Consider the following 15741-nt stretch of genomic DNA (forward strand, 5'->3'; position numbering starts at 1 on the left):
AGTTTCACTGCCTGCGTATTCGCCATTGTCTTCAGAAGTAGGAAATTCTAATAAAGTAAGCAAAGAAAAAACCGAATATAAGTCTCCATAAACCCCTCTATATTCAGGGGAAACTTGATCAAGAACAGCTTGAAACTGTAGTTTTGTTTGTACATAGATACCTGTTATATTTGCATGTTGTCTTGAAAGATTACGAAGATTTAAGAGTTGTATCCCTCGTTTTTTATAAGGCTCTAAATCCTCTTTATAGTACAGCTCGCAGAGGTGACGTGCATCGATTAAATCTGTCTTTACTTTCCGTAAACTAGAGCTCTTCGCACGATAAGAAATGAGTGGGTTAACGATAATTAATAACATAGCTTCGCTTGTTATTAAGCGGGGCCCCTAAATACTTTGAAGGCTTATATAGTTTATATGCTATTATGGCTGCTGCTGAAAGAGTCGTACATCGTGAAAAAACGTGGAGTATTGATTATTTAAATGTTGAGCCCAATCATCGGGAGATTAATATAGAGTACTTACCTCAGTTGAATTGCGCCACAGAAGCGGAATTACTGGTGATTATGGAAGAACAGCGAAAGAAGTTTATCCAGCTCGTCCAAACAGATCTACTCAATGAAGCATTGTCTGGAACATTTACTTTATAAAGTTTTTTAGGGGTCCTCTTATGAGAGCTTTTTTTGTTGTTAAAAACCAAAACCACCCAATATAAATTGGGTGGTAGCCGCTTTGAGAAAGTGAACTATATGCAGAATTAAGGGTCTAGCTTATCGATCAAGATGGTGCTCGGTTAATAGCTCGCGCTAAAGAACAGTGTTTCATTGGAGCAACTTCGTCAATTTGCATTCATTCTCCCCCTTCAAGTGGAATGCCGACACATCGAGTCGGCTTATTTGGTGGTTTTTTATCTCTTTTGTCTAATAGGCGTAAACCTACAAATGCATAATGGTCACGAACTACATCGCTAACCATTGTAAGGGTATTTTGAATGAAATCTTCAGGCATCCCTAATGTAACTCCGCCTTGTGAAACATAACTTACTAGAAGAATAAGTCCTAAACCTTTAATAAAACACTTAATTTTTTTCTCTGTCATAAAAGTTCCTCCTCTCTAGCACAAGCTGCTGGTGCTGATGCTACTTCTAAAGGAGAAATTACAGCTAAACAACAAGATGTATTAGATGCAATTAACAGTTCAAGAAAAGGGTACAGTAGTTGCTACTGCAAAAGCTGGTGGAGATCTTACACAAGCTGCTACTGTAGGTGGGGATACAACAACTTCAACTACATTAGTTGCTGATGCTACAAAAGGTATCAATATCTCTGATCAAAAATCTGAATCTGATTCAATCAAAGCGATTGAAAATGTGCTTACAACAGTATCCGCAGAACGTTCTAAATTAGGTGCGAACCAAAACCGTTTAGAGCACACTATCAATAACTTGAGCACTTCTTCTGAGAATCTAACAGCTGCAGAATCACGTATTCGTGACACCGATATGGCCAAGATCATGGTTGAGCAAACTAAGAATTCTATTCTATCTCAAGCTGCTCAAGCAATGCTCGCGCACAAACCAGCAACCGCAGGGGAGATCTTCAATTACTACGTTAATATCTATACAATTAAAGGCCTGGTGGTTATCCTACCAGCATTTTTGTGTTATCTTTTAAGGAGGTAAGGGCTCCTGTGAAAATTAAATATTATAGATAACAAGGACCTGTGATTAACTGTCATGGTCTTTTTTTTGCGCTTCTAAATTATTTAAAAAACTGGTGAAAACTTAACCATAAAAAAACATAACTAACAGGGGGAAATTTAAAATGGGTTTATTTTCAAGTGAAATTGCAGGAATTATCATCGGAGGTTCTACAGTTGGATTAGTGGGCTTAGGATTAACCTTCACAGGATCTCCTATTCTAGATGGCGCTACAAAGGATGTTAAAGATTTTGAAGATCGATTAGTACAATTGGTACATTTAAAGAGAAGATCAATTCTTTGAGAGCTAATGCTAATCATGAAATTGGATTAGCAAATGCTTCTATCGCTAATCTAGAAGGTGAAAATGCTGATCTACAGAAACAAAAGGCTGATCTAGAAGCTCAAAAAGTAGCTCTAAACAATAAAATTACTGAACTGAATAATCAAATGTCAGATTTAAGTAAGCAAATCGCAGCCTTAGAAACCAAATTAAACACTGAAACAGCTAACCACCAGGCCACTAAGGATCAGTCGGCTATCAAAACAGCAGAATATGATGCAAAGGTTAAAGAGCTTGCTACAGCTAACAATACAATTAAAAACTTGAATGCTAAACTAAAATATGCGGAAGAAAAGGCTAAGCAAGCTGATAAATTAGTCGCTGAGCTGGAAAAAGAAATTGAAAAGGCTAATAAAGAAGTGGAGAAACATGGTAAAGAGGTTGAAAAAGTGAAAAATAAAACTGAATCTGCTGAACCAATGACTAAAGAAGAAGTGGATGCAATAGATATCACTATAGATAAAGCAGATACACCATCAACAGAAGAAATACAAAAATAAGAATCTGAATTAGTAAAATTCCTTTTTTGTCTCAACCGTTCTTTACGTAGAGGAATCAAAAGCTTAAGTACGATTGACATCTAGATAAAAAAATTCCAATAGATAAAAAAATTGGTAAGATTATTTGTGAAACATGGTAGAATAATATTCTAGTAAAAATGTCATAGGAGGAATTTAACAATGAAAAAATACTTAATGGCAGCCAGTGCTTTTTTGGGGGTGCTATGTCTCATCTTGGTTAGCGGAGCCTTGAAGGTTTCAGCAAACGTTGGACAGGATTCCCTGCAAGCAGCAAAGCCGATTAATGTAAATGCTGTTAATCAGGCAATCATTAATGAAAATGGAGATTATGAAGATTATTGGAAATTCACGCTGACAAAACCGGGTCAGGTCACCTTTAACATGAATAACTATTCGGGATATTCATGGGGTTTTGAAATCCTAGACGCTAATGGATATGTGTTTACAGATGGAGCAACAGATAACAGCTCTAAAGCCATGGGTGTGACGGCAAGGAAAGTAGGATTGCCAGCTGGTACTTATTACGTACATATAATGGATGATTGGAATTCTTATAACGAAATCTATTATTTTTCTGTTAATTTTGCAGAAAATGCAAATATGGAATACGAATTCAACGATAGTTCAAGTACAGCAAATAAAATTAAACTAAATACACCTTACTTAGGCGAAATTCAAAAATATGATGATGAGGATTATTATAGATTAACCCTTCCTGAAAGTGGTGCTGTCACTCTCAATATGAGCCAAAAAACTGGTATCCAATGGAATACGAGTATTTTAACTTTAGAGGGTGAAGTGCTTAGTGAATTTACGACAGATGATTCTTCGAACGTCACAAAACCGACGGAACGGACGGTCGGGCTACCTAAAGGAGAGTACTTAATCCATATTAGAAACGATTGGCATTATAATTCAACTTACCAGCCTTATACCTTTATCGTGAAGTTTGCAAAGTCAACTACCTATGAAAAAGAATTCAATGACAACGCCCATCAGGCAAACAGTATTGGGGTGGGCAAAAACTATTATGGGAATCTCCAAGATTTCAGTGACACTGATTATTTTACGTTTTCCCTATCAAAACCATCAAGTGTATCTCTGGAGATGGGAAGGAAGCCATCTGTTAGTTGGGATATGAGCCTCTATAATTCAAACGGTGATGAATTGGGATCCTTTAATACGAAGGATGACCAGTTTGCAAAAGGTATAGAATCGATGAGGTATTCCCTTCCTGCAGGGCGGTACTATATATCGGTGGATGATTATAGAAACACTGGTAATAATAAATACCAACTGGCTGTAAAAGTTCAAACGCCGTCTATTAGCAGTAAGTCGGTACAAATAACAAATTATGTAGGCAAATCAGATAGCGTGAAAGTGAGTGCTCTGGCTAAAGGTGATGTAGTGAAGTTGTTCGATTCGAAAGGAAAGATATTTGCTACATCTAAACCAGCTTCAGGTTCCTCTACAACTTTTAGTATCAAACAATTAGGAAAGAATGCCGGTTTTATCTATGTGTCAAACACCAAAAGCGGAATGCTTGAGAGTTCTAGAGTAAAGGTATCGTTTAAAGCAGAACCGAAGACACCTAAGCCAAGCGCTTCCAATATTACGATTAAGAATAATAAGGGTAAGTCAGATACAGTAATAGTCAAGGGATTGAAAAAAAGCGATGTTGTAAAACTCTATTCATCCTCCGGGAAGTATCTATCTAGTAAAACATCCAATTCTTCCTCTGCAACCATCACGGTTAAGCAGTTAGGTAAGGGCTCAGGTTCTGCTTATGTAACAGTGACACGCCCTGGAATGAATGAAAGCGACAAAGTGAAGAAAACATTCAAGGCAGAATAAGAGTTTACACAGTATAATTAAAGAAAAGGGGGCGGCACTCAAATTGAGTGCCGTCTTTTTAGTATAAAGAAGGGAATTAGTCATTCTTAAATAGGGTGGTAAATTTGTATTGGAATTATGGATTAACTCATTTTTTTCGTCTCAAAACATAAGAATACTCGTTGCAATGAGATCAATAAAAAAACCTCAAAGGGATTAAGCTTAGATGTTTTTTTCTGAATGCGACTGGTCCTGGACAATCGTATTCAGATATCAAAATAAGGAGTACCTATATAATACAAATGAACAAGTGTGAACGTTATGTGAAATGGTATTTTTAATTGTGTACGTTTCTTGAATTTTTTTATTCTGTCTCACTACAAAAAGATTACTTGTCATTTTGAGACGGATTTTTTTATGTGCTATTAACTTCCTATAATTTATCTTATATAAACTCGATAAATCTCAAACTATGATGTGAGGTCTATATATTCTTATGAAAATTCTTCAAAAGAGTAGATTTAAATATATTGAATAAATTCAAATTTCACAATATTTTACGGTGGAGATAGCAAAGACTACATAGATTACCCACTATAAAAAATCTAAATAACATGAATTGAATTAATAGGGGGCGAATAGTGGGAAACCATTATTTTAGTCATTTAATTTAATTTGGAATAAGCCTATTCGAGATCACTCTCGAGTAGGCTTATTTATTTTTACAAGCAACACCTTTACTTATGGTTCCCGTAATGCATCTAAATGATATTTTTATTTTTCATTGATCAAACTATCAATTAAACAATTTTTGTTTGATATCCTTTTGTTTATTTTTCGGAGGGGTAAGGTCTTTTGGAATTAGGGTTGTATAAGTTTCCCCGTCGAGTCTTTCAGCTAATTCTTTTTTAGCATTATCAAGTAATTCTGGGTTTTCAAGAGCTGAAATAGCGGTACATGCCATTGCTTTTCCAGCTAATAACATGGCGTCATGGGCGTAGCTTTCTTTACCTTGCGCGACGGCCTGCCAAGTATGAAAGGGTGTTCCAAATGCCCAGGTGGAAGTAACACATTGTGCGGTTGGAACATTCCAGCTAACATCGGCAACATCTGTAGACCCTCCCATAAATGTTTCTTTTTCTGAAAAAGGAACGATAAAGTCGGCAATAGGTCGTTCTGCTAATTGAGAAGCTCCTTGTTTCCCAACTTGTAAAGCTGCCGCACGCTTCTCCTCGTCATTCAACGTATCATAGATTGTTTTTGCATAGTTTATATCCTGTTCAGTAGCAAGAGGAGCTCCTATTTCCTGCATATAATGGTGCATCACTTTTTCAAGGGTCATATTAGGAATTAAATTATGGCAGGAACCTTGAATTTCGAAATCAACCTTCGTTTGCGTCATAAGTGCCGCACCGCGGGAACAGTTAACTACCCTGTCATAAAGCTCTTTTACCTGATCTGGTTTCGGTGCACGGATTAAGTATGTCACTTCCGCCTCAGCCTGAACGACGTTTGGAGCCAATCCTCCTGTATTGGTCACAGCATAATGAATTCGAGCTTCATCAATCATGTGTTCTCTCAAATAATTGACTCCAACATTCATTAGTTCGACTGCATCTAAAGCACTTCTTCCTAAATGTGGTGATGCAGCGGCATGGGCACTTCTCCCTTTAAATTTAAAGTGTGCATGGATGACCGCATTGGCAGTGGAGTTCATGACAGCATTCATTGTTGAAGGATGCCATGAGAGGGCAGCGTCAACATCTTTAAAAAGACCGTCTCTTGCCATAAAGGTTTTCCCGTATCCACTTTCTTCTGCTGGACAGCCAAAATATTTTACGGTTCCACCAAGCTTATTTTCCATCAAATAATCCTTAACCGCAATAGCTGCTGCTAAGGAACCTACTCCCAGCAAATTATGTCCACAGCCATGGCCATTTCCATTTTTAATAATGGGCTTAGATATACTGCTGCGTGCTTGTTGACTTAGCCCTGCCAAGGCATCATATTCCCCGAGAATCGCAATGACCGGATGACCAGATCCATATGAGGCGATAAAACCTGTTTCAAGACTAGCTATTCCCTTTTTTACAGCAAACCCTTCTTTTTCCATTGCTTCGCTAAGCAAATCAGCTGAACGGAATTCCTCAAATCTGGTTTCTGCAAACTCCCATATTTGATCACTTAGCTGTGTAAACTTTGTGCGTTTATTATCTATTAAATTTGTAATTTTTTCTGATAGAGTAGTCAATTTTTCCATCTCCTAAATTGCATTATTTTCGAAAGAAGGAACCTCATTCTTCGTGCGAATTAAAAATAAAGATCCCGCACACAATAGAGCAAACATAATCAGCATTATAAAAGCAACTGTATAAGAACCGTCAAAAGCGTCGACTAAAAATCCTATTAACATCGGAGTAAGAACCCCAGCGAATTGGGCTCCAGTATTAATGAACCCATTTGCGGTACCTACAACCTCTTCAGACAGCATTTTTAATGGAGCTGAGATGATCAGAATAATATTAAACGACATGAATACAGTAACAACACTCTGATAGACAGCAAACATTGCTATATTTGGTGCATAAGCCATTAAATATAGAAAAACCGCCGTTAATACTGCAAATACAGCTGCAATTACCTTATCTTTCCCTTCAGGTAATTTATCCAAAATATAGCCGCTTACAATCATTGCAATAATTCCTGCAAACGCTGGAATAGCTGAAATATACCCGACTGATGTTAAGTCGAGATGGCGTTCCGCTACTAAATAAGTTGGCATCCACGCCATTAATCCCCATTGCACAGCATAAATGGCAAAATAGGCGATGAACAAATTCCAGATAATCGGAGTTTTTAAAACTTCTCTTAAGGGTGCTTTATTTTTTGAAGGGTTTTCACTTTTTCCTACAGTTGAATCTTTCCGCTCTTTTATGAAAAATACATAGAGGAAGGCAAATATAATACCAATGGCACCCGCAATATAAAAGATTGTTCTCCAACCGATACTTTGCATGGACTGGGTACCTATTATTGGTGTTATTACCCCCATAATTGTCCCAGAAGTGAGCATGAAGGACATGGCACGGCTACGTTCATTTTGTGGAAACCAACTCGCAATACCTTTTGACGCAGATGGAAAAAAGCTGCCTTCCCCAAGTCCAAAAAGAAATCGAATGAGGATTAAGGACATGAAGGACCACGCCATTCCCGACAAAATCGTGAAGACGGACCAAGCAAAAACAGCCATGATAATGATTTTTCGGAAACCAAACCGATCTGCGAGCCACCCACCGGGAATTTGCATTAAGGCATAACCCGCAAAAAAGCTGCTTAAAACAATTCCAGTCTGGGAGGCACTTAAATGTAGATCCTCTGAAATACCTAAAATCGCATAATTCATAAAAAATCGATCAAAGTTTCCGATTGACCATCCTAAAAATAACAAGATGATAATGACATACTTCCAGTTCTGCGACAATTTAGATACCATATAATTCCTCCTAGCGAAATTAGTTGAATTCTGTATTATTATATAAAAATTCTAACTATTCAAACAATGTTTGATTCTATATAATAATTACATAAACTATGTGGAGGTCTACATATTCCTATGGAGGATGTATAAAGTGGAAACATTGATGAAAATCAAACAATTTTTAGTGGGAGACTGTTGCCTTTCACATTTTCAGCTGTGGCAAAGCCTAAAAGGATTAGATTTTTCATTGGTTTTATCTCATCATTTTGACAAAGAAACACCCATACCAGAAAGATTTTCAAGTGAAAATATTCACACCCATGAAAATTACACCGATATTTACTATCATTATGCCAATCATACAACTATAGTCCTCAGGCTAAGCAAATCATCCGTATTAAAAATTGACAGCAAGCAAAAAATTAAACCGATAATTGATTTACATTACTTGCAAGTCATGCTAGATAGAGAAAAATATATCAGGAACAAAATGATGGAGAGCATCCGTGATATATCCGTACACGAAGATTTAGATGACTTGTTAAAAAAAATATTAGAAAATGCCTTATCTGTTATACCTGTAGCTAATATGGGTGTTCTATGGATATACGAACCAAGCTTAGACGTGCTTTTTCCTAAAGCATGGACAGGCGGTCCTAATGAAGAAATTGGAAAAATGAGAATGAGGGTTGGGGAGGGAATTATCGGGAAAACCTTTAAAGATAATAAATCTTTTATTCTTACAAATATAGAGGGAATTCTCTCAGAATCCTCTAATATTTCACCAGGTAATCTTTTTCATTTGTATAACTCTGTCCAATTTGATGATTTACAATCCATTATTTCAGTGCCAATAAAGGTTGAGGAGAGTACTTTATGTGTTTTGATCGTCTACCAAAATGGTACTTATCCGCTTTTAACGAAAGATGATCAACAACTGTTAGAAAGTTTTTCCGATCAGGTTTCTATTGTCTTAAGAAATTCGAATCTATACCAAAATCTAAAAAAACAAAATGACCTTTTAATTCAACGAGATACCATACACAATTCTTTAATAAAACTGTCTCTTCAAAGTAAAGGTTTACAAAAAATCGCAAATGAAATAAAAAAGATGATAAACCATCCATTAATGATAGTAGACTTAACAGATGATCAATTATATTCAAGTCCAACCCCATGGAAAGTGGAGCTTCCTTCAGAGCTGATAAAGATAAATACAAAATTACCAACTCAATCTTTTTTTACTGAGTCTTATAATAGTCAGTCATTGTATATTCACCCTATTATTGCTATCGATGTACCCATTGGAATAATGGCCGTAGAAATGGAGGAAGATGACCTTTTTCCTTTAAACAAAATGATTATTGAACAGGCAAGCTCAGTAATTGCATTAGAGATTATCAGAAAACAAACATTAGTGGATTCTTTTTATCAAAAAACAAATGATCTATTTAATGATTTTATTCAGAGCCAAGAATATAACCTGATACGAAAGAAGGCCATTGAGCTTAGAATTAATGATCATCCCTATTATATGGCAATCGTAATTCACCTACATCCACATGCAGATTTCCATTTTGTTAATATGCAAATGCACAAACTTATTGCCCAAATTAAAAAGCATTTAGGAATATTTGTTTCAATCGTTTTTGGTTATGGAAATAAAGTGAACTTGGTATGCCAATTTAATAACTTTGCAGATCAAGATTATGTTAAAAGGAAATTAGCGCTTATTCATTCCAACTGGATTAATGTGCATGAAGAATCGCTAAAAATAGGGATGGGTACCTGCTATCCAAGTATGAATAATATAGCAAAAAGTTACTCTGAAGCGGATAAAGCCCTTTCTTTTTTGATCTCGAGGCAGCTTAAAAGTATCATGAATTATCAGGATATTGGCATAAATCATCTTTTTATTCACCAACCCATTGATGACTTGAACTCTTTTGTAAATGAAGTTTTTAATCCCCTCCAATCTGAAAAAGACGGTACTTTGGATTTAGAACAAACCCTGCTTGCCTATATGGAGAACGACCGTCAAGCTACACAAACAGCCAAAAATTTGCATATCCATGTTAATACTTTATATCAAAGGCTAAAAAGGATTGAAGAAAAGCTTCAAATCTCCTTTTCAAATCCAGAAGACATTTTAAAAGTTCAACTTGCATGTTATTTAAGAAATTCAATCGTCTCACTAACCTGACTACCGCAATATTGCCATTAACAGTTTGTTAAGCTGTGCAGTTAAGAGAACTTTCGCTTTTGCAGCAAACGGGGTAAAGTGTTACTTGAATTATGGCGGGTAATACCTTGCAATTCTGCAAACTTCGATCATTGTAAATAGTTCTCCTTTTACTGTCTCTGCTGTAGCCAACAAGACTTTTGAAGAATCACTAATCTACTTATCTGCTACAAATTGGAGCTCTATAAGATAGAACCTATATATTAAAATGTTAAAATGTCGGTATAATTACATTATTCAGTTAAATTGTTTTCCCCCTAACCCTGATTGCTAGGGGACATTGGTTCTTGTCTACTAACGTAGCAAGGGACCAAGCAAACACTTTAAAAATTTTGTACATGGGGAAAACCGTTTGTAAAAGGCTTTAATACCTTAAGGAGGAGAAAAAGTGAGTCGAACGAAAAGCATCATTTCACTTAAAAATATTATCTGGAAGCGAAATGGAAAGCTGTTATTGAATGGGGTCTCATGGGAGGTCAAAAAAGGGGAACATTGGGCACTTCTAGGTCTAAATGGATCAGGGAAAACATCTCTTTTAAAAATGATTACAGGTTATCAATGGCCGAATAGTGGTGAAGTGTCCGTTTTAGGAAATCTTTTTGGAAAAACGAATATTCCTGAACTGCGGAAATCCATCGGCTGGGTCAGTTCCTCATTAGATCAGGAATATCAGTCACGCCCAAATGATACAGCACTTGAAGTAGTTTTAAGCGGAAAATTTGCTTCAATTGGATTATATGAGGAAATTACAGAGGATGATGTAAACAAAGCAAAAGCATTACTTGACCAATTCAGAATCAAATTTTTGTCTAACCAATTTATCCACACACTCTCTCAAGGTGAAAAAAGAAAAGTAATGATTGCAAGGGCCCTCATGTCTTCACCGCAATTATTAATCTTAGATGAGCCTTGCAATGGACTGGATATTTACTCTAAAGAAAAGCTGTTAGCATCTATTGAAGATATGACTGCTGCACCGAACGGCCCAACCATTTTATATGTTACACATCATATTGAAGAAATCGTACCATCTATAACCCATGCTATGTTAATCCATTCGGGGAACGTTATGGGTAAAGGAGAAAAAAGGGACGTATTAACCGAATCATTTTTGGAAAAGACCTTTTGTGTCCCAGTCAAAGTAGAATGGGAGAATGAGCGTCCCTGGATCCGGATTAAATCCCTGTTATTTTCTGAGAAAAAATAAACCTAGTATGCTGAAGAGTAAAGTTAAGCATTCGTAATGGTAAAACTACAAGGTGAATATAGACTCATTTCCATGGAGGCCTAATTAAATAACTTGATTTAGTAAGGCATAATAATTCGTTAGGGCATCTTAATATATCCTAATATGTAGAATGGTAGGTGTCTCTATAAGGGAGACGTCCCCCTGTGTTACTCCATTAAATTGAGTTAAAGCTGTTACATTAAAAGTCATAAAAAACGCATAATCACGCGGGTTAGTTAGCATGTGTTAACTTACGTTAAACATGTTACAAATTAGTGGAAATATGGGCGTCATGATGTAATAAGCGGTTAAAACCTTGTTATATCAACGTCTAGAATGATAATATGCTATTCTTGTCCTCGTTTTTTTTAAAACACGGCAACCTGTGACAAAAAAGCTAACTATAGGAGAAGGTCTTTCATGAATTTGCTAAACTGTTGGGAGGCCTTTTCTTCCATATTGGCTCATGTAAGCATAGATATTCATTGTAGTATTAATATCTGTATGTCCAAGTCGCTGTTGTATTTCTTTAATGCCGACTCCAGTTTCAATCAATAATGAAGTTTGCGAATGTCTAAATGAGTGTGGAGTAATGTTCTTTTCTATTTCTGCTTTTTTAGAAGTCTTTTTAGCCGGGTCTCAATAACTTTTTCTTCATTGTGGATGCCCATTCTCTCAAGAAGGAGCCTGTTTTAAAAATTTGGCAACCAGGGTATTTCTATATAATTACAGTTAAAAAGTGCGATAATTTGTACTTGTTGATTTTATAGAGGCTGAAATATAAAAAGAAGGCCCAATATAATAGAAAGTCTATCAGTTCAAATGTACCAATGAAAAAGGAGTTGACCCCGTAAGGCCAACCCCTTGCAAACTGTTATTTTATTGTAAGCGTTACAGAATTATAGTTTTTCCCATTACTAAGTGGATTGTAGTTTTTCTCAATGTTTCCTGCGGCGTCCACAGTGAAATAATTGATGGTTGTAGTCTTTTCAATTTTTAATGTTTCTGCAAATTCACGGGTGCCGCTTAATTTAATTTTAGCTGATTGGAAGGTTGGGCGGCTGCCGTCAAGCGTATAATAAATCGTGGCTGGCTCACTTGTTTCAATCTTAACATCAACCGGACCTGTGTATTTACCGTTTCCAGGTGTAGCTTTTGAGGAAGGCGGCTGATGGTCTTTTGCACTGTTGTAGGCTACTTTCATTAAGCCAATCAACCCATTGGCAAATTCCATTGCTTCTTCATGACCTTCTGCAAAGGCTGGCTGGAATCCAACTGCCTGCCATCTTTTTGTATCCTTATTCCATAAATCTGCCCCTACTTCGAAGTTCCAGGCATAAATCCCCTTTTCATACCATAGGTAGTCCGCAGAGTTACCTGCAGCAGAGTATAGTACGTCAGGAATTGGACCTGTACGACTAGGTAGAATGACCGTTCCGCGGTGGTCTTGAATATCATTTAAGATGTTATCAGAAGCTGCCCAGTAAAACGCTTCTTCACCAGCTGATGGGCGTGGCAGTGTTGTACGTTTTGAATCGTAAGCACCAGGGGACCACATGAAGTAGCCGCCATAACTATGAATATTCATTGCAAACTTAATATTTGGGTTTTTGTCGGCAAGCCAGACAAGGTTTCTTCCTTCAGGCTCAGAATTTTCAGCTGGTCCAGCGTAAGTATCTCCCGTGCAACTTGTACCTCCGCCAATATAGCCATCAAAAACGGAACCAACAGAATGGTTGCGGTTAAGGTCAACTCCCCAATTATTACGGTACCCGGGATCAGAGGCAGTGGGACCACAGTGATTGGTCATATCTTTACGTTGCATATTGTAATCATTTAAGCTGTAATTAGCACCATCAGGGTTTACTGAAGGTACAAGGAATATATCAAGATTATCAACAAGCTTTCTTGTCTCACTATCTTGACTATAGTTTCGCAGTAGTCTTTCCGCCGTTTCGATTGTTACGAGTGGGGTCACCCATTCACGGGCATGCTCCTGAGCATATCCAAGAACACCTGGTTTAGAACCGTCACGATGCTTGCCGATTCGGATCGCTTTTACTGTGAAAGGATCACGGGAAACGTCTGCCCCAGCTTTCAAGCCGTCAGTTAATATCGCAGCATTTGTGGTTGGTGCGACAACACCAGCACCAGTATTACCGCGGTATGTAGTCGCAGTGACAAGTTGGCTAGCATTCTCATTCAGTGCTTTAACCACTTGTGCGGCAGTACTTGTTGCCTTTCCTGACGAATCAGTAGCTAAATCCACAAAAATCTTGGTACCATCCACAGTCACTTTTAGTGGTGCATTATTGGTTTCCGGATTCTTGAATTCTACCGATACATCATTCCCGCCTTCATGTCCCCATGCTTTTGAGGAAACAACAACTGCGAGATTGGTCGTGCCGCCGATAGTTGCTTGGGCAAGACGTCTGTAACCATTTGTTTTATTTGGCATATCAATGATTTCTACCAAGTTAGGGAATTCTTTTGAAAGTTTTTCGGCACGTTCATATAATTCATTTGGTGCCATATAGTGGTCAACAAAATCCGTAACATAATCTGTTTTTGGATGTTTCGGCTCTTTCCCTAACCATTCAGTAATGGTGCTCGTAGCTGTTCCTCCAAGATTACTTTCAATTTTAACGGATGAAGGAATGGCGCTAACTGGTAAAAGCAAATAGTGATATAAATATTCACCGTAATCTACCAATCTAGAAAGCGTAGCAGATTTTTCCTCACCGTTCTCGGTCCAAGTTGCTTTAAGTGCTGTGCTAGCAGCCGCACCGGCGCTTGATTTTACTTCGAGATATAGGAAGGTGCCTGATTGATTTGTAAAATGGTTTGCCCTAAGGACTTTAAGTGTATCCTCGGAAGCTGCCAGACTGGCTTGCAGCTGGACAGTAGATTGCCGCTCTGCCACGCGTGTCCTCCATTGATTTTCGGTGATCAGGGTCTCTTTTACATTGATGCCAAAGGTCTTTAACATGGCAATTTCTGTTGGTGTGACAACGGCATCCACTTCATAGACTCCGTCGTGTGCTTCGATTCTGTGGGTAAGGTCAATTCCAAGCTCAAGAAGCTTGTCCTTTGCCTTATCATTTGGTACGACAAGTTGAACAATTGAGACCGATTCTTTCTTAGGAATCGGCTGGTCAGGTTGTTCGACCGCTGCAACCGGAATACTTAGGCCTGTATAAAATGTAGAGAACCCTAGTCCGGTTATGGCAGTCATCACCACTAAATTCCTTTTCCATTTCTGCTTTTTCTGTTTTGTCAAAAACTGCACCCCCAAAATGCTAAAAATTTTAATACAAGCTTATTGTAAGTTGAATGTACTTAATATCTTGTCGTAAAATCAGGGGCAGTTAAAAATCCGCTCTACAAAAATTTTATTGAGAAAATATAATACTTTATTTTAGAAGATTGAATTTTAGACTGTTTTTCCTATTTAAAAAGTACTGCGCCACACGAAATCCAGTAATTTTAGGAGTACAAAATTACTGGATTTTATTTCATTATAATTCCTATAAACTGTATATTGGTAATCAACTGTTTTAATTGTTTAATATTGTTTAATATTGTTGCTGTTTGTTTAATTTTGTAAAAGGAAAGTTGTAATATATTCCATGTGAATTGCGGCTCTATTGTTAAAAACCATCAAATGCCTATCAACCTTTGTGCCAGTCCAACATTTAATAAAGAAACAAGAATTATTATGAATAGGAATGATGGGGAATGGCAAAAAGAAACCGAGGAAAATCAATCAGCCACTTGCCTTCAAATGGCAGAGGGACATGCCCACTGTGTGAAAGAACAGGAGTAAAGCTTCTCTACCCGCACAAAACTGAAACAAACCAAACCATCAAAGTCTGCAAAAACTGCCGCCATAAATAAAAATCTCATAGTAAAAAATCACATTCAGCAATTGACCGTAAAAATTGCAACCATGGAAATGGTGGCTATTACTATGGTAAAAGTGCTACAAGCAAGTAACAACCGCACAGAAGCAGAATCTGCTATTAAAAAACCGAATATAGTCTATTACATGAGAATGCATGAGAATCTATTGAACTCTAGTAGATTACCATATATTCTCTTTTTTATTATTATCAAGCGATGGTGATCCAGAGAAAGATTGAAAGTTCACTGGAAGAGGAGGCGAACCAGGCATGGTCCAACTTGCCTGAGGATCAACGCCTTAAGCGGTTGTTTTTTTTAGAGGCTCTTTTCGTAAAGATTGTTGTTTTTAAAACGAAACCATTTAAGGTTGATTGGAGCGGAAGTGCGAGACTCCTGCGGGAGCAACGGGACAGGTGAGACCCCACAGGCGTTTACGCCGAGGAGGCTCACCGCCCGCACCAAGGAAAGCGAGCATCTGGAGGGGAAATCAACCACAA

The 15741-nt window shown here is 37.4% G+C and carries 10 protein-coding genes and 3 pseudogenes; 6 read left to right on the forward strand and 7 right to left on the reverse strand.

Going from position 1 to position 15741, the window contains the following annotated elements:
• Positions 1–27: 27 nt before the first annotated feature.
• A pseudogene (locus J7I96_RS24210) lies at positions 28–354 on the reverse strand (IS110 family transposase); the annotation flags it as partial.
• A 492-nt stretch (positions 355–846) separates the two neighbouring features.
• Positions 847–1095, reverse strand: a complete 249-nt coding sequence (locus J7I96_RS24215) for a hypothetical protein (protein ID WP_214773892.1) — start codon at positions 1093–1095, stop codon at positions 847–849.
• A gap of 283 nt (positions 1096–1378) precedes the next feature.
• Here J7I96_RS24215 and J7I96_RS28920 point away from each other — a divergent pair.
• The 4 genes and pseudogenes from J7I96_RS28920 to J7I96_RS24235 form a co-directional block, all read left to right on the forward strand.
• Positions 1379–1611 (forward strand): annotated as a pseudogene (locus J7I96_RS28920) (flagellin); the annotation flags it as partial.
• Between the two features lie 209 nt (positions 1612–1820).
• Positions 1821–2000: a hypothetical protein gene (locus J7I96_RS24225; RefSeq protein WP_214924065.1), complete on the forward strand. Its 180-nt coding sequence runs from the start codon at positions 1821–1823 to the stop codon at positions 1998–2000.
• Positions 1997–2539 (forward strand): coiled-coil domain-containing protein, encoded by a 543-nt coding sequence (locus J7I96_RS24230; RefSeq protein WP_214773889.1) that lies wholly within the window; start codon positions 1997–1999, stop codon positions 2537–2539. The genes J7I96_RS24225 and J7I96_RS24230 overlap by 4 nt, the downstream gene beginning before the upstream one ends.
• Before the next feature lie 180 nt (positions 2540–2719).
• Entirely contained in the window at positions 2720–4414 is a 1695-nt protein-coding gene (locus J7I96_RS24235) for a PPC domain-containing protein (protein WP_214773888.1), read from the forward strand.
• Between the two features lie 775 nt (positions 4415–5189).
• Here J7I96_RS24235 and J7I96_RS24240 read toward each other — a convergent pair.
• Together J7I96_RS24240 and J7I96_RS24245 are read right to left on the reverse strand one after the other, a co-directional pair.
• Entirely contained in the window at positions 5190–6644 is a 1455-nt protein-coding gene (locus J7I96_RS24240) for a M20 family metallopeptidase (RefSeq protein WP_251025431.1), read from the reverse strand.
• 12 nt (positions 6645–6656) lie between these two features.
• A complete protein-coding gene (locus tag J7I96_RS24245; protein ID WP_214773886.1) occupies positions 6657–7886 on the reverse strand; it encodes an MFS transporter in 1230 nt (409 codons plus the stop codon).
• A 136-nt stretch (positions 7887–8022) separates the two neighbouring features.
• On the opposite strand from J7I96_RS24245, the gene J7I96_RS24250 reads away from it, so the two are divergent.
• Both J7I96_RS24250 and J7I96_RS24255 read left to right on the forward strand, forming a co-directional pair.
• Positions 8023–10074, forward strand: coding sequence for a helix-turn-helix domain-containing protein (locus tag J7I96_RS24250; RefSeq protein ID WP_214924063.1), 2052 nt, complete (start codon positions 8023–8025; stop codon positions 10072–10074).
• A gap of 427 nt (positions 10075–10501) precedes the next feature.
• Complete coding sequence (locus J7I96_RS24255; RefSeq protein WP_214773884.1) at positions 10502–11320, forward strand: ABC transporter ATP-binding protein; 819 nt, start codon at positions 10502–10504, stop codon at positions 11318–11320.
• Positions 11321–11742: 422 nt separating this feature from the next.
• Here J7I96_RS24255 and J7I96_RS24260 read toward each other — a convergent pair.
• The 3 genes and pseudogenes from J7I96_RS24260 to J7I96_RS24270 all read right to left on the reverse strand — a co-directional run.
• Positions 11743–11991, reverse strand: a pseudogene (locus J7I96_RS24260) (tyrosine-type recombinase/integrase); the annotation flags it as partial.
• 224 nt (positions 11992–12215) lie between these two features.
• On the reverse strand, positions 12216–14621 hold the full coding sequence (locus J7I96_RS24265; protein ID WP_214924061.1) for a M14 family metallopeptidase: 2406 nt from the start codon (positions 14619–14621) through the stop codon (positions 12216–12218).
• A 938-nt stretch (positions 14622–15559) separates the two neighbouring features.
• Positions 15560–15741, reverse strand: a 182-nt coding sequence (locus J7I96_RS24270) for a hypothetical protein (protein ID WP_215048123.1), incomplete at its 5' end; no start/stop codon positions are given.

The organism is Bacillus sp. ISL-78 (genome assembly GCF_018613455.1).
GTDB lineage: Bacteria > Bacillota > Bacilli > Bacillales > DSM-1321 > Peribacillus > Peribacillus frigoritolerans.